The sequence below is a fragment of the Ruegeria arenilitoris genome, assembly GCF_013035315.1.
Taxonomy (GTDB): Bacteria; Pseudomonadota; Alphaproteobacteria; order Rhodobacterales; family Rhodobacteraceae; genus Ruegeria; species Ruegeria arenilitoris_D.
The window spans coordinates 16,635-31,454 of record NZ_WQHP01000003.1 but is presented as its reverse complement, the minus strand read 5'-3'; the positions used below and the strand labels follow the sequence as shown (position 1 = coordinate 31,454).

General features: G+C 58.8%; 13 protein-coding genes. 5 read left to right on the top strand and 8 right to left on the bottom strand.

What is annotated here, in order from left to right:
• Nucleotides 1–6: 6 nt before the first annotated feature.
• Nucleotides 7–1,278 carry a polyhydroxyalkanoate depolymerase gene (phaZ, locus tag GOV53_RS07470; protein WP_170426483.1) on the bottom strand — a complete coding sequence of 424 codons (1,272 nt, stop codon included), beginning with the start codon at nt 1,276–1,278 and terminating at the stop codon, nt 7–9.
• Nucleotides 1,279–1,388: 110 nt separating this feature from the next.
• Between phaZ and GOV53_RS07465 the strand changes: the two genes are divergently transcribed.
• From GOV53_RS07465 to GOV53_RS07450, 4 genes are all read left to right on the top strand, one after another.
• A complete protein-coding gene (locus tag GOV53_RS07465) occupies nt 1,389–3,191 on the top strand; it encodes a PHA/PHB synthase family protein (protein WP_170465131.1) in 1,803 nt (600 codons plus the stop codon).
• A gap of 130 nt (nt 3,192–3,321) precedes the next feature.
• Nucleotides 3,322–3,768, top strand: a complete 447-nt coding sequence (locus tag GOV53_RS07460; protein WP_170426456.1) for a phasin family protein — start codon at nt 3,322–3,324, stop codon at nt 3,766–3,768.
• A 135-nt stretch (nt 3,769–3,903) separates the two neighbouring features.
• Nucleotides 3,904–4,458, top strand: coding sequence for a polyhydroxyalkanoate synthesis repressor PhaR (gene phaR, locus GOV53_RS07455; protein ID WP_170465129.1), 555 nt, complete (start codon nt 3,904–3,906; stop codon nt 4,456–4,458).
• An 11-nt stretch (nt 4,459–4,469) separates the two neighbouring features.
• Nucleotides 4,470–5,231 (top strand): trypsin-like serine peptidase, encoded by a 762-nt coding sequence (locus GOV53_RS07450; RefSeq protein WP_170465127.1) that lies wholly within the window; start codon nt 4,470–4,472, stop codon nt 5,229–5,231.
• A 1-nt stretch (nt 5,232) separates the two neighbouring features.
• Here GOV53_RS07450 and GOV53_RS07445 read toward each other — a convergent pair whose 3' ends face one another.
• The 7 genes from GOV53_RS07445 to GOV53_RS07415 all read right to left on the bottom strand — a co-directional run bounded on the left by GOV53_RS07445 (nt 5,233) and on the right by GOV53_RS07415 (nt 14,078).
• Nucleotides 5,233–6,447 carry a DegT/DnrJ/EryC1/StrS family aminotransferase gene (locus GOV53_RS07445; protein WP_170465125.1) on the bottom strand — a complete coding sequence of 405 codons (1,215 nt, stop codon included), beginning with the start codon at nt 6,445–6,447 and terminating at the stop codon, nt 5,233–5,235.
• A 115-nt stretch (nt 6,448–6,562) separates the two neighbouring features.
• Nucleotides 6,563–7,867 (bottom strand): NAD(P)/FAD-dependent oxidoreductase, encoded by a 1,305-nt coding sequence (locus GOV53_RS07440; protein ID WP_170465123.1) that lies wholly within the window; start codon nt 7,865–7,867, stop codon nt 6,563–6,565.
• Nucleotides 7,868–7,875: 8 nt separating this feature from the next.
• The gene (locus tag GOV53_RS07435) at nt 7,876–9,234 is read right to left on the bottom strand and encodes a glutamine synthetase family protein (protein WP_170465121.1); all 1,359 of its coding nucleotides are present in this window, start codon (nt 9,232–9,234) and stop codon (nt 7,876–7,878) included.
• Entirely contained in the window at nt 9,234–9,914 is a 681-nt protein-coding gene (locus tag GOV53_RS07430; protein WP_170465119.1) for a type 1 glutamine amidotransferase, read from the bottom strand. Before GOV53_RS07430 ends, GOV53_RS07435 begins: the two co-directional genes overlap by 1 nt.
• Before the next feature lie 59 nt (nt 9,915–9,973).
• A complete protein-coding gene (locus tag GOV53_RS07425) occupies nt 9,974–11,293 on the bottom strand; it encodes a glutamine synthetase family protein (protein ID WP_170465117.1) in 1,320 nt (439 codons plus the stop codon).
• A gap of 130 nt (nt 11,294–11,423) precedes the next feature.
• A complete protein-coding gene (locus tag GOV53_RS07420; RefSeq protein ID WP_170465116.1) occupies nt 11,424–13,610 on the bottom strand; it encodes a xanthine dehydrogenase family protein molybdopterin-binding subunit in 2,187 nt (728 codons plus the stop codon).
• A 3-nt stretch (nt 13,611–13,613) separates the two neighbouring features.
• A complete protein-coding gene (locus GOV53_RS07415; RefSeq protein WP_170465114.1) occupies nt 13,614–14,078 on the bottom strand; it encodes a (2Fe-2S)-binding protein in 465 nt (154 codons plus the stop codon).
• A gap of 139 nt (nt 14,079–14,217) precedes the next feature.
• Here GOV53_RS07415 and GOV53_RS07410 point away from each other — a divergent pair, with 139 nt between their 5' ends.
• The gene (locus GOV53_RS07410; RefSeq protein WP_170426471.1) at nt 14,218–14,820 is read left to right on the top strand and encodes a TetR/AcrR family transcriptional regulator; all 603 of its coding nucleotides are present in this window, start codon (nt 14,218–14,220) and stop codon (nt 14,818–14,820) included.

Sequence of the window (14,820 nt, the reverse complement as noted above, 5' to 3'; positions counted from 1 at the left end):
ATCCCCTTAGGCCACTCTGTTCTTGTTTGCGGCCTGACGTTTGGGTTTGCGTGTGTTTGCGTTCATGAAATCGATCACCAGCGGGCGGATATTGTCGCGCCAGCTGCGGCCCGCGAAGATGCCGTAGTGACCTGCGCCAGGCTCGACATGGCTGGCCTTTTTCGAGGCCGGCAAACCGGTGCACAGGTCCAGCGCCGCAATGCACTGACCCGGGGCCGAGATGTCGTCATTCGCGCCCTCGACCGTTTTGACCGCGACATCGGTGATCTTGCCGATATCGACCTTGTGGCCAGCAACGACAAATTCGTTGCGCGCGATCTCGCGGTTTTTGAACACCCGTTCGACCGTGGACAGATAGAACTCTGCCGTCATATCCATAACGGCCAAGTATTCGTCGTAGAAACGGTTGTGAGCGTCGTGGTCCGAAGCCTCGCCGCGCATCACGCGTTGGATCTGATCCGAAAATGCCTTGGAGTGGCGTTCGGCGTTCATCGACATAAAGGAGCTCAGCTGCAGCAGGCCCGGATATACCATGCGGCCTACACCCTTGTACTTGAAGCCGACGCGCTGGATCATGGTCTCTTCCAACTGACCCATAGTTACACGGCGACCGAAATCGGTCACATCCGTTGGTGTCGCATCGGGATCAACTGGCCCGCCGATCAGGGTCAGCGTGTTGGGCTGGGCCTTGGGTTCGACCTCGGCCAGATAGGCGGTTGCAGCCAGCGTTAGTGGGGCGGGTTGGCAAACGGCCACAACATGCGTGTCCGGGCCAAGCTCTTTCATAAAATCGACAAGGTAGAGCGTGTAGTCCTCGACGTCGAACTTGCCTTCGGAAACGGGGATGTCACGCGCATTATGCCAGTCAGTAACGTAGACCTCGCAATTGACCAGCAGGCTTTTGACGGTGGATCGAAGCAATGTTGCGTAATGCCCGGACATAGGCGCAACCAGCAGCACTTTGCGGGGTTGTTCTTCGCGACCATTGACGCGAATATGGATCAGGTCGCCAAACGGGCGCTCGAGAACGGGAACAATATCAACAAGGTGGTCTTTGCCATCCTCACACGTAAACGTACGAATACCCCAGTCCGGCTTAACGATCATACGCTGAAATGTGCGTTCGGTCACTTCGCCCCAGGCTGCCATCATACTGAACGCCGGGTTCGGTATCATGGAAAACAGTGGGTAAGACGCCATTGCGCTGGCGGTCGCGCCCATCCACTGGTTCGTATTGCGCATCGTTTCCATCAGATCATAGGTGATCATATAGCGCATGTTGGGGGCCTCCTGGCTGCCGGTGTGAGTATCGGACTATTCGTCGCTTTGCTCCCCAGGCCCACGACGATTATTCTGCGTAGCAGCGAGGTTAAGGGGGAATTGTTAAAATGACAACAAGTGAAGACCAATCACCGGAATTGTCCCCGGAACACCTTGAACGCCTTAAGGAAAATATGGGCAAAGTCGAAGAGCTGTCCAAACGGCTTGTCGAAGTCATGGCCGGAAAAAAAGGTCACAACCCGGCTTTGGACGGCCCGAATCAAGAGCTTTATGCAAAAGCAGCATCGGCATATTGGGTCGAGGCGATGCAAAACCCCTCCAAGCTGCTGGAACAGCAGATCGAGTTCTGGGGCAAGTCGGTTCTGAACTTTGCCGAGGCGCAGCAGGCGCTGGTTGGCAAGGAAACCAGCGACACCAAACCTGGTCCCGTTGACAAGCGGTTTTCCAACCCTCTGTGGGAGACCAATCCCTATTTCCGCCTGATCCGACAGCAGTATCAGACAAATGCCGAGGCTATTTCCCAGGCCGTCGCGTCGGTTGAGGATCTTGATACAAAAGACAAGCAGCGTCTCAAGTTCTTCTCGCAGCAGATCATCGACATGATGTCGCCCACGAATTTCCTGGCGACCAACCCCGACGCGCTTGAAAAGGCGGTCGAGACGGAAGGCCAGTCGCTGATCAAAGGCTTGGAAAACCTTGTGGCTGATCTCGAGGCCAATGACGGCGAGATGGTGGTCAAGCTGGCCGATGACAGCGCGTTTGAAATTGGTGGAAACATCGCAACGACGCCCGGTGACGTGGTCTATCGCAACCGGCTGATGGAATTGATCCAGTACAAACCAGTGACCGAAACGGTGCACGAAACGCCTTTGGTACTGTTCCCGCCTTGGATCAACAAATTCTATATCCTGGACCTCAAGGCGCAGAACAGCCTGATCAAATGGGTGACCGGGCAAGGCTATACCCTGTTCGTGGTCAGCTGGGTGAACGCCAATGAAGCCCACGCCGATATCGGGATGGAAGACTATATTCAGGAAGGATTCCTGACTGCGATCGAAGAGGCCAAAGCGATCTGCAAGGTCAAGCAGGTCAATACAGTCGGCTACTGTATTGCGGGCACAACGCTGAGCCTGACGCTGTCGTTGCTCAAGCAGCGTGGCGATAAATCGGTCAAATCGGCCACTTTCTTCACGGCCCTGACCGATTTCGGCGACCAGGGAGAGTTCACCCCGTTCCTGCAGAACGATTTTGTCGATGGTATCGAAGATCAAATCTCGAAGGACGGCGTGCTCAAGGCCTGGGTGGTCGGGAGAACGATGTCTTTTCTTCGGTCAAAGGACCTGATCTACGGACCCGCGATCCGCAGCTATATGATGGGCGAAACGCCCCCGGCCTTTGATCTGTTGTTCTGGAACGGGGACGGCGCCAACCTGCCGGGACGTATGGCGGTCCAATACCTGCGTGGCCTGTGCCAGAGCAACGACTTCGTCACGGATGGGTTCGAACTGCTGGGTCATAAACTGCACGTTCGCGACGTGGACGTGCCGCTGATGGCCATCACCTGCGAGACGGATCACATCGCGGCGTGGAAGGCGTGTTATAGTGGCGTTCAGCAGATGGGATCGCGGTCAAAGACCTTTGTCGTTTCCGAGTCCGGGCATATCGCTGGTATCGTGAATCCGCCCAGCAAGAAGAAATACGGCCATTACACGAACACCGATCTGAAGGTCGACGCCGACACCTGGCTGAAAGAGGCAACGTTCCACGAAGGCTCTTGGTGGCCCCGTTGGGAAGCTTGGCTCAAGAAGCGGTCCGGCAAGCAAATACCGGCGCGCGACACAGGCGATTCGAAACATCCGTCCTTGGCTCCGGCGCCCGGAACCTATGTGCGAGTGAAGGCAAGTCATTGATTTAACTGAGTGCGGCAAGATTTTTCTGCATTGCAGCAAAAAAACCTTGCAATGCTGCATTGCGGCATCCATATTGTCCTTACGCTGAGGAAAGCCGGGGTGGGCCCGGTTCGGCAAAAGGATTTGTAAAATGGCAAAGACGCAAGATTTCACTGCGACCCTGAAAGACATGATGGGCGCGTTCCCCGTTGACACCACCGCTCTGGAAGGTGCCTTCAAGTCGACCGCGACGCTGAACGAAAAGCTGTCGGGTGTTGCTCTGGAAGCGGCTGAAAAGTCGGCCGAGATCTCGAACAAATGGACCAAGGACACCCTGGCCAAACTGAGCGAGATGTCGAAAGCCAAGGCTGAGCCTGCAGACTACGCCAAAGCGGCCACCGATTTCGCCAGCGCATCGGCTGAGGTTGCTGCAGAAAACATGGCCGCCTTCGCTGAGATCGCGAAAAAGGTTCAGACCGAAACCGTTGAGCTGCTGATGGCAGCTGGCAAAGACGCAGCCGAAGACGCAACCGCGGCCGTCAAGAAAGCCACCAACGACGTGACCGCAGCTGCCAAGAAAGCCGCTGCTGCCAAGTAAGTAAATGCCGCGAGGCGCACCCGTTCCTCCCATCCGGTGCAATCGCGTAGGGCAGGTCGCAAGACCTGCCCTTTCTTTTTGTTCTGCGCTCGCATAATCTCTGCTGCAATGCATCATCCTCGGGGAGGGAATTCGGTGTCGGAAGAAGAAAAACCACTGTTGATCAAACGTTATGCCAGCCGTCGGCTGTATAACACCGAGACCAGCGACTACGTCACACTAGAAGACATCGCGTCGTTTATTCGGGACGGGCGCGAAGTGCAGATTATCGATCTGAAAACAGGCGATGATCTGACACGGCAATACCTGCTGCAGATCATCGCAGAACACGAAAGCCGGGGTGAAAATGTGCTGCCGGTCAATGTGCTGAACGATCTGGTGCGCAGCTACATGCTGCCGGGCGGGGGCATGATGCCGCAATTCCTGCAAAGCTCGTTCGATATGCTGCGGGAAAACCAATCCAAGATGATGGAAAACATGAATGCCATGAACCCAATGTCTCAGATGCCTGGATTCGAAGCGCTGCAGGCGCAGCAGCAGGCATTTCTGAAGGCCATGACGGGCGGTTTGTCTGGCAAATGGTCAGGCCCGGACAAAGAAGATGAGGCCAAATCCGAGCCCAAAGAAGACTTGGACGACATCAAGAAACAACTGGCAGAACTGCAGCAAAAGCTCTCCAAGTTGAATTGACGCCGCACGGGATGCGCTGGCTGGTCCTGAGTTTCACACTGCTTTGGACGCAGCCTGCGCTGTCTCAGGGCGTCTACTCGGATCAGTATTCTCAGATTTGTACACTTGGGACGCGGTCCGAGGCCGGGTGCGACGCCATCCGTGCCCGAGCGCTGTTAGAGGCGGACCAGCCCCCATGGCACGCAATCGGGCGCATTAACTTTGCCAGCCGCGCTCAGCGATCCCATTGCACCGGCGTTCTGGTGTCGAACGTTCTAGTCCTGACCGCAGCGCATTGCCTTTACAATTCTGCGCGTCAAAAGTGGTTGCCTCCCGCAAGTATCCGTTTTGCTGCCGGATATCAGCGCAGCACAGCTGTCGCAGTGTCCGGAGTGAAAGCGTACCGACTGCATCCGGAACAGGGGATCGACGGTCGGTTTGACAACCGGGCCGAGTTGGATTGGGCTGTTCTGGAGCTTGAAACCCCGATTGGGTCCGAGGTGGGGTTCCTGCCGTTGGCCGAGGGGTTGGATACGGCGGCCTTTGTTACCGGATACCCCGGTATCCGTCCTCACTTACTTAGCCAAACAGGGCCTTGCCCGCCGAACCGTCACGCAGGTGGTATTTTGCTGGCCAATTGCCCGGTTATGATGGGGGATTCCGGCGCGCCTTTGTTGGCGGAAACGGCGGCTGGTCCGCAGGTCCTTGCGATATTGTCCCGCGTTGCCGCAACCCCCGAAGGGGTTACAGCCTTGTTTCTATCAACGGATCTGTTTGATCTGGACCCGGACTGAGTCAGGTTCCGTAGACCGGGACCGGGCCAGTGACTTCTCCGACAGAAGCCAGCAGAATGTCCGAGATCACATCAAGCTCTTCCCGTGTCAGGCGAACCGGCAGCCGCACGTCGCAAGCCTTCATCAGCATCGCACGGGTTTGCGGCAGCTCGAATTTCTCAGGCAGGAATTGCCAGTTCCAGAACGCGCGGGCGTTGTCCTGGCTTAGCCCAAAGACCTGAACTTTCACGCCGCGCGCTTCGGAAGCGGCGGCAAAGGCACGAATGTCGTCGTCGCCCATGTCCACCAGATTGAACTGAATGGAATCCGGGGCGCGCTGTTCGAGTGCCAGTGGGGCAGGGACATGGATGTAGGGCGATGTGTTCAAACGATCGGCGACGTAGTCGTGGTTGGACAGGCCATCGCGAACACGGCGTGCCAGTTCCGGGATTTGCGGTCGGATCACAGCCGCGCTCAGGTTGCTCATCCGCAGATTATAAAGCGGCAGTTTGTTCTGCCAGCGGGCAAAGGCCTGCTCCAACTCAGGTGAGTTGTCGCCGTGCGGGCCTTTATGTTTCTTCCAGTTATGCTCGTAGGCGCCCGACATGATGACGGCTTGTGCCACCAGATCAGCGTCATCGGTGATCAGAATGCCACCTTCGCCCGCGTTGATCATCTTGTAGGACTGGAACGAGAAGCAGCCGATTTTGCCGATGGTTCCAATATTGCGCCCGTGCCAGGTTGTGCCCAGCGAATGCGCGGCGTCTTCAATCACCGGGATGTCGCTGGCGTCGCACAGCGCCATGATGGCGTCCATGTCCGAGGTGTGGCCGCGCATGTGGCTGATGATGACGGCTTGGACGCCGTCCAGCTTGGCCTCGAAATCGGCCATGTCGATACGATAATTCTCGCCCACTTCGCACAGGATCGGAATGCAATCCGCATGCACAACCGAGGAAGGGACGGCCGCAAAGGTGAAGCCGGGGATCAGAACCCGCGCGTCCCGGGGCAGGCCCAGTGCTTTAAGCGACAGGAACAACGCGGCTGAGCATGATGACACGGCCAGCGCGTATTTGCTGCCCAGCAGCTCTGCAAACTCAGATTCCAGCAACGCAACTGGTGCATCCTGCGGCGCGGTATAGCGGAACAGGTCGCCTGATTGCATCAGGGCATTAATGGCGTCTCGTGCTGCTGCAGGGATGGGTTCGGCGTCATGAACGTTTGGAGGAAGCGTCATATTTGGATTTCCCGAATTCTATCTTTGGGAAAGATAAAGCTAATGCTCGGTCAATCCAACCCTTCATTTTCACCCACGGCGAAAATTCACCAATTTGTCGTAAATTCAGATTGGGTCAAAGACCCAGCCGGTCACGCAACGCAAACCAGGTCATCGCCAGCACCAGAAGGGGGCTGCGCAAGGCTGCTCCGCCGGGGAATGGCAGGGCAGGGACGCGAGCCATGGTGTCGAACCCTTCGGCTTGCCCCTGAATGGCCAGTGCCATCAATTGACCCGCATGGGTCGCCGTCCCGACGCCGTGGCCGGAATAGCCCGAGGCCGACAGGATGTTGGGCGCAACCCGCGCAAGATAGGGCATCCGGCGCATGGTGATGGCCAGTGTGCCGCCCCATGCATAGTCGATCTTTACGTCGCGCAGATGCGGGAAGATCTCGGTCATAGGCTTGCGCACCTTCGTGGCGATGTCGGCAGGAAAACGGTAGCCGTAGCTTTCGCCGCCGCCAAACAGCAGCCGTCCATCGGCGCTAAGGCGGAAATAGTTCACCACGAACTTGGTGTCGGCCACGGCGACATCGCGGGTCAGTACGCGAGCGGCTTCAGTCCCCAGGGGCTCGGTCGCGGCGATGAAGTTGTTGATCGGCATGACCTTCGCGGCAACACTTCGGTTCAGATCACCCAGATAGCCGTTGCAGGCCATAATGATATGGTCGGCGGTCACATTGCCTTGCGAGGTGCGAACCACCGCGGGGGAGGCGTCTTCTACCCCCAAAACCTCGGTGCCTTCAAAAATGCGGACGCCGGCCTTGGCTGCAGCCTGCGCCAAACCCAAAGCATAGTTCAGCGGGTGCAGGTGGGCCGCGCCCATATCCAGATAGCCGCCGCGATAGGTGGGCGAGGGGCACAGCGCGTGGCCCGCGCCTTCGTCCAAGATCTCCATCTGGTCATAGCCGTAGCGGTCAGACAGATGCGCCGCGTGCTCATGCAACTCTTGCTGCTCGCCCGCGCTGAGGCCCAGAACGGCAACGCCCGGTTTCAGGTCACAATCGATTTGGTGTTTGGCGATCAGGGATTTGACTAGGTCCTTGGCGTCTTCGGCCAAATCCCAAAGCTTGGCGGCATCTTCATCGCCAACCAGACGTTCCAGGTCTTCCTGATCCATCCGCTGCGCGCTGCCCAGCTGCCCGCCGTTGCGACCGGATGCGCCAAATCCCACGCGATGCGCCTCAAGCAGCACAACGTCGAACCCGGCTTCTGCCAGATGCAGGGCCGCGGACAGACCGGTATAGCCGCCGCCCACAACACAGACATCAGCCTTCACATCACCTGAGAGTGCAGGAAAACGGTCGATCGGGTTGGCCGTCGCAGCATACCAGCTGGCCGGGTATTCGGCCTTGCGGTCATTGGCATAAAGCAGATTCATTGCGCGCCTCAGACGTTCATCAGAAGATGCTCACGCTCCCACGGAGAGATGACCTGCAGGAATTCCTCATACTCGGCGCGTTTTACGATGCTGTAGACGCGGGCGAATTCGGGTCCCAGAACCTCGTGCAGTGCAGTTGCTCCATCGAACAGGTCCAGCGCGCTGCCCATGACCTGTGGGATGTCGCCTTCGCCCTCGTAAGCATCGCCATAGAATTGGCGGCGCGGGCGTTCCTGTTGGGTCAGGCCCAGATAGCCACAGGCCAGCGACAGGGCGATCCCCAGATAGGGGTTGCAATCCATGCCCGCGATGCGGTTTTCGACGCGGCGGGCCTCGGGGCCGGACAGGGGCACTCGGATGCCCGTGGTGCGATTGTCGCGCGCCCATTCCAGATTGATCGGTGCCGCGTGATCTTTCACATAACGACGGTAAGAGTTCACATAGGGCGCCATCACGGCAAGACCGGCCGGCAGGTGGTTCTGCAGCCCCGCGATAAAGTGATAGAACGCGTCCGTCTCGCCGCCTTGCGGACCGGAGAAGATGTTCTGGCCCGTCTCGAGATCAATGATCGAATGGTGGATGTGCATGGCCGAGCCGGGCTCATCCTCGATCGGTTTGGCCATAAAGGTGGCAAAGCAGTTATGGCGCAGCGCGGCCTCGCGGATCAGGCGTTTGAAATAGAACACCTCGTCAGCCAGTTTGACCGGATCACCGTGGCGCAGGTTGATTTCCAATTGGCCGGCACCGCCTTCTTGCGTGATGCCGTCGATCTCAAACCCCTGATGCTCTGCAAAGTCGTAGATGTCGTCGATCACCGGGCCGAACTCGTCCACCGCAGTCATCGAATACGCCTGTCGGGCAGCCGCGGGGCGACCCGAGCGGCCCATCATCGGTTTGATCCCGTGGGCGGGGTCAACGTTGGGCGCGACCAGAAAGAACTCCATCTCCGGCGCGACAACCGGTTTCCAGCCCTTGCCGTGATACATCTCGACCACGCGTTTCAGCACGTTGCGCGGGCTGAAGGGGATCGGGTTGTTGTCCCGATCATAGGCGTCATGGATGACTTGTAAGGTCCAGTCCCCGGTCCACGGCGCGGCAGATGCCGTCGAGAAATCGGGTTTCAGGATCATGTCGCGTTCGATGAACCCGTCCTCGCCTGCGGCCTCACCCCAATCGCCGGTGATGGTCTGATAAAAAATGCTGTCAGGCAGGTGAAAGTAATCCTGCTTGGCGAATTTGCTGGCAGGCACGGCCTTGCCGCGTGCGATGCCGGGCAGGTCCGAGATGATGCATTCGACCTCATCCAGTCGTTGGCCTGCAAAATAAGCGCGTGCTGCTTCGGGCAGCTGTTCGGTCCAGTCGGCCATCAGGCCCTCTCTTTCTTCAGAAAATCTGCCATGAACTGTCCGATTTTCGCGTTGTCATCGGCGCTGGGCAGTCGGTTGGCGGCGGCAGTCATCAGATCGTCGGGAACAACGCCCTTGCCGCGCGTTTCCATCAGGCCCTGAATGAATGCGTCGCCATACTCCGGGTGGGCCTGCACGGTCCAGATGTTGTCGCCATAGCTGACCATCGCGTTGCGGCAAAAGGCGTTGGTACCGGTCACCTTCGCGCCTTCGGGCAGGGCGACCACCTGATCCTGATGCCAGGCGTTCAACGTCACGGTCTGGCCACCAAAGTCATAGTCGGTGCGCCCGACAGACCAGCCGCCTGTGAACTTTTCAACCTTGCCGCCAAGGGCTTGGGCGATGATTTGGTGACCAAAACACACGCCGATCAGCGGGGTGCCACTGCCGTGAATAGCGCGGATCAGGTCCTCGAGCGGCGGTATCCACGGATGATCTTCGTAGGCACCATGGCGCGAGCCGGTGATGATCCAGCCATCGGCCTGATCAGCGTCGTGCGGGAACTGGCCATCCACAACTGCAAAGGTTTCGTAGGTAAAGCCGTTACCATCCAACAGCGCGGCAAACATCGCGTCATATTCGCTGAATTGTCCCTGCAACTCGTCAGGAGGATGGCCGGTCAGGAGGATGCCAATTTTCATAGGTCACCAAATTTGATCAAATTTACTCTAGCCCAGAGGCTACGGGCGGGCAAGAGGGGTCAGACGGCTTCGATGTAACTCAGCCAATGATCTTCGGGCGGGCGTTCCGCAAACCGCCTGATTTCCTGTCGCTTGGTCATGGCAAAGTACCGGATCAGGTCAGCGGGAAAGATGCGCGCAACGCTTGGGTCGGTTTCGAACGCAGCGATGGCCGCAGGCCAGTCAGGTGCCAATTGCGGAAGCCCCTCAATGTCATAAGCGTTGCCAGAGATCGGGGCGGGCGGGGTCGACTGATCTTCGATACCGTTCAGGGCGGCACCTAGGACGGCGGCCAGCATCATATAGGGGTTGATGTCCCCACCGGCGACGCGGTGTTCGATGCGGCGCGCGGCGGGGGCTCCACCGGGAACACGCAGCGCCGCAGTGCGGTTTTCATAAGCCCAACTGGCCCCCGTCGGGGCGTGCGCGCCTGGGACGAGACGGGTATAAGAGTTTCCGTGCGGTGCAAAGACAAGCGTACTGCCGGGCATCGCCGTCAGGCATCCCGCTATGGCCCAGCGCAGCAGATCGGTGCCTTCGGCCCCTCCATCGTCGAACACGTTCTGTCCGTGTTGATCGACCACCGAGAAATGCACATGCATTCCGTTACCCGCATCATCGGCATAAGGCTTGGCCATGAAGGTCGCAGTGAAACCGTGTTTGCGGGCAAGGCCACGGGTCAACGCCTTGAAAAGCCAAGTATCATCAGCACAGCGCATGGCCTCCTGATGGTTCAGGTTGATTTCGAACTGGCCAATACCGCTTTCCGAGATCGCCGTTTGGGCAGGAATGCTCATCGCGGCACAGCCGTCGTAAAGCTCGGTGAAGAAGGTGTCGAACGCGTCCATCTCTGCCATGGACAGAACAGCCTCATCCGCCAGCCGTCGCTGGGTCACCGGGTTGATCGGCGGCCGCGGTTGCCCACCAGAACTGTCGAGCAGGGTGAATTCCAGCTCGGTCGCGGCAATCACGGACCATCCGCGCTGAGCATAACGTTCAAGGACCGCAGCCAAGGCATGTCGCGGGTCGCCAGCAAACGGGTTGCCCGCGTCGTCATACAGGCTCATCGGAACCAAAGCGGTGTCTGTGGCCAGCCAGGGCACAGGAACCGGACCGCGATCGGTCGGCAACAGAACGCCATCGGCGTCGCCTGACTCGAATACAAGCGGGCTGCCATCGATGTCCGCACCCCAAAGGTCGACATTCAGGGCCGAAAACGGCATGCGCACCGCCCCTTTGTCCAGTTTTTCCGCATAAGAGGGCGGCACGCGCTTGCCGCGCATCTGACCATTCAGGTCACAGGCGGCGACGCGAAAACTGTGCAGGCTGCTCAGGTCCATCGGTGACTCCATTCCTCTGGTTCCCCGAGGTGTACTGGAGCCGTGGCCGGTTGTCACGAAATTTGATCAAATTTAATTCGACAAGTAAAAACCCGCGCCTATCGGTCAGGACAGGCGCGGGCTGTGATGTTTAGACGAAGCTGACGCCGTTTTCGGCCATCGGCAGTGTCGTGACCTTGACGCCCGACAGGGCCCGGATCGCGTTCGCCAGGGCAGGGGCCGACGGGGGCGTGCCCGGTTCACCTACGCCGGTCGGAGCTTCTGCGGACGGAACGATATGGACGTCAATCGCCGCGATATCGCCAATGCGCAGGGGCTCGTAATCCGGGAAGTTGAACTGATCCACGGCACCGCTGGTCAGGGTGATCTGGTCGCGCATCACATGCCCGATTCCATAACCCACCCCGCCTTCGATCTGCGCCCGGATCACATCCGGGTTCACGGCGATACCGCAATCGACGGCACAGGTGACCTTTTCGATCTTGATGCCGTCATCGACATTGCCCGAGACCTCAACCACTTCGGCGACATAGGAACCAAAGGACTTGTGCACTGCAACGCCCTGTGCGCGACCGGTGGGAACATTGCCCCAATCGGCCTTTTCCATCGCCAGTTTCAGCACACCCGCCTTGCGCGCCTGATCCGCGTTGGAAGCGTCGGTCAGATGGGCCATACGGAACTCGACCGGATCGCGGCCAGCGGCCTCGGCGGCTTTGTCCATCATGGTTTCCATGACATAGGCGGTGTGGGTGTGACCAACCGAGCGCCACCACAACAGGGTCGTCGCCTTGGGGGTGTCGGTCAGGCCCAGCGACATGCCAGGGATGGCATAAGGGCTGTCAGCGATACCTTCGACCGAGCTGTGGTCCACGCCGTCATGAACCAGCACCGACTCGAACGGGGTTCCCTTCATGATCGACTGACCAGCAACCTGGTGCTGCCATCCAACGATATTGCCCTGAGCGTCCAGACCGACGCGCACTTTGTGGCCGAAAGCCGGGCGATAGTAACCGCTGCGGATGTCATCTTCGCGCGTCCAGACCAGTTTGACCGGGCGAGACCGGTCGGTCAGGGCAAAGGCCAGCGCGGCCTCGACCTGGTAATCCGCATCCGGGGTTGCACGGCGACCGAACGAGCCACCGGCCAGCAGGGTCTTGATCTCGATCTTTTCGGGCGGCAGTTGGAAGATCTCGGCTAGCGCGAAATGCGTAATGGTCGGGATCTGAGCAGCGTCATGCAGCAGGATGCCACCTTCAGCGGTCTGTTCGATGGTGCAGTTCATCGGCTCCATCGGGGCGTGGGCAAGCAGGGGGAAGTAGAACGTCTCCTCCAGCACCGTATCCGCCCCGTCGACCGCTGCGGCCACCGCGGACATGTCTGCCTTGTTCACGTTGTACTGAGGCTCCGCGCCCAGCGCGGTGCGAATCTCGGCCTCGATGTCATCCGAGTTCCGGGTTTCTGCAGCGGATACCTCCCATTCGACCTCAAGCGCGTCGCGCGCCTGTATCGCGGCCCAGGTGTTTTCGGCATAAACTGCCACGCCGGCCTGATTGGGCAGGGTGGCAGCGTTGATGAAGCCTTTGACCTCTTTCGAGGCGCTGTCATCAAAGCCGGTCACTGTTGCGCCACGGGCTTCGGGCCGTTTGACCATCGCCACCATCTGGTTCGGCAGGTGCAGGTCCATGCCGTAGATGGCCTGACCATTGGTCTTGATGGGTGAGTCTTTGCGGCGAACCGACTCGTTCCCGATCAGAACAAATTCCGACGGATCTTTCAGTTTGGGTTCCGCCGGAGCTTCCAACTGCGCTGCAGCGGCCACGAACTCGGCCAGAGGTGCCGACTTGTCGCCCGCCTTGACAATGCCTTCTTCGATAGTGATGCCGGACGCATCCACGCCCCAGGCTTGCGCAGCAGCGGCGATCAGCATTTCGCGCGCGGCGGCACCTGCCTGACGGTACTGCATCCAGGAGTTGGCAATCGCGGTCGAACCACCGGTGCCCTGGGCCGTCCCAAAAGCGAAGTTCGCATAAACCTGCGGGTTGGACGGCGCAAAATCGTACTCGATCTGGTCCATACGCAGGCCGATCTCTTCGGCGATGATGGTCGGCAGGCCGGTTGAAGGACCCTGACCCATCTCGAAGTGCTTGACGATCGCGGTCACTGTACCGTCGGCATCGATCCGCACGAACGGGTTCAGCTGAGCGCTTTCGGTCGATGCAGCAGCAAGTGCGCCGTCAGGGCGGGCACCGACCAGCAGTACGGCACCGGCAGCTGCAGCGCCTTTCAGAAATCCACGGCGGGAGGTGTTGATGGTCATGGATCAGGCCTCCAGAATTTCAGATGCGCGCTGGATACCGGCGCGGATGCGTTGATAGGTGGCGCAACGGCAGGCGTTGCCAGCCATGTAATCGTCAATCTCTTCGACGCTGGGCTTGGGGTTCTCGGATAGCAGACCCACGGCCGACATCACCTGACCCGACTGGCAATAGCCGCACTGGACGACGTCCAGTTCGACCCAGGCCTGCTGGACGGCAGCGCCGATCTTTTTGTCGCCGACGGCTTCGATTGTGGTGATCTCGGCGTCTTCGACGTCTTCGATGTAAGTCTGGCACGAGCGCACAGGCTCGCCATTCAGGTGCACAGTGCAGGCACCGCAAGATGCGACACCGCATCCGAATTTCGTTCCAGTCAGCTTGAGTTCATCCCGGATCACCCAGAGGAGGGGCGTGCCGGGTTCGGCGTCCACCGTGTGGGTTTCGCCGTTCAATTTCAAAGTCAATGCCATGAGGGGACTCTCCGTGTTGGGCTGGTTACCTGAGTCGGTAAACTGGCGGGTTTACACTAGGCGAGAAAATTGCCGGTGTAAACTGGTGAGTTTACGTAGTGTTTGACCTCAATCTGTCAATGGGTCTATAGCTTTGGATATGAACGAATGCACAACACCGAATGCGTCCAAGCGCGCCCAGATCATTGAGGCGGCCGTGGCTGAATTCCAGGAAAAGGGGTTCGCCGACGCAAGCATGGATCGTATCTCGGCGCGTGCCGAAGTGTCCAAGCGGACCCTATATAAGTATTTCGAAAGCAAGGAAAACCTGTTTCGTTCTATCGTGATAGAGCTTTCTGATCGGTTCGCCAGTGTGCGGGATATCCGTTACGAAAAAGGTCGTGACATTCGCGCGCAACTCACCGATCTGGCTTGGGCCGAAGGGCGCATTCTGATGCTGCCCGAGGTCATGGCGATGGCTCGCATGGTGATCAGCGAAACCTTGCGCAATCCCGTTCTTGCTGCGGCTGCCCAGGGCAAACTCGACAAGACGGCGATCTTCATTCAGATGCTGAAGGACGCAGCAGAAGATGGTCAGCTGCGTATCGACGATCCGGAAAGTGCGGGACAGGAGTTTATCGGTTTGATCAAGGCCAAAGCCTTTTGGCCGATGATCTTTACGGGCAGTGTTCTGACCGAGGCCGAGATGACGGCCACGATCGAGAACAGTGTTGAGATGATCCTCAGCCGCTACGGCGTGTGA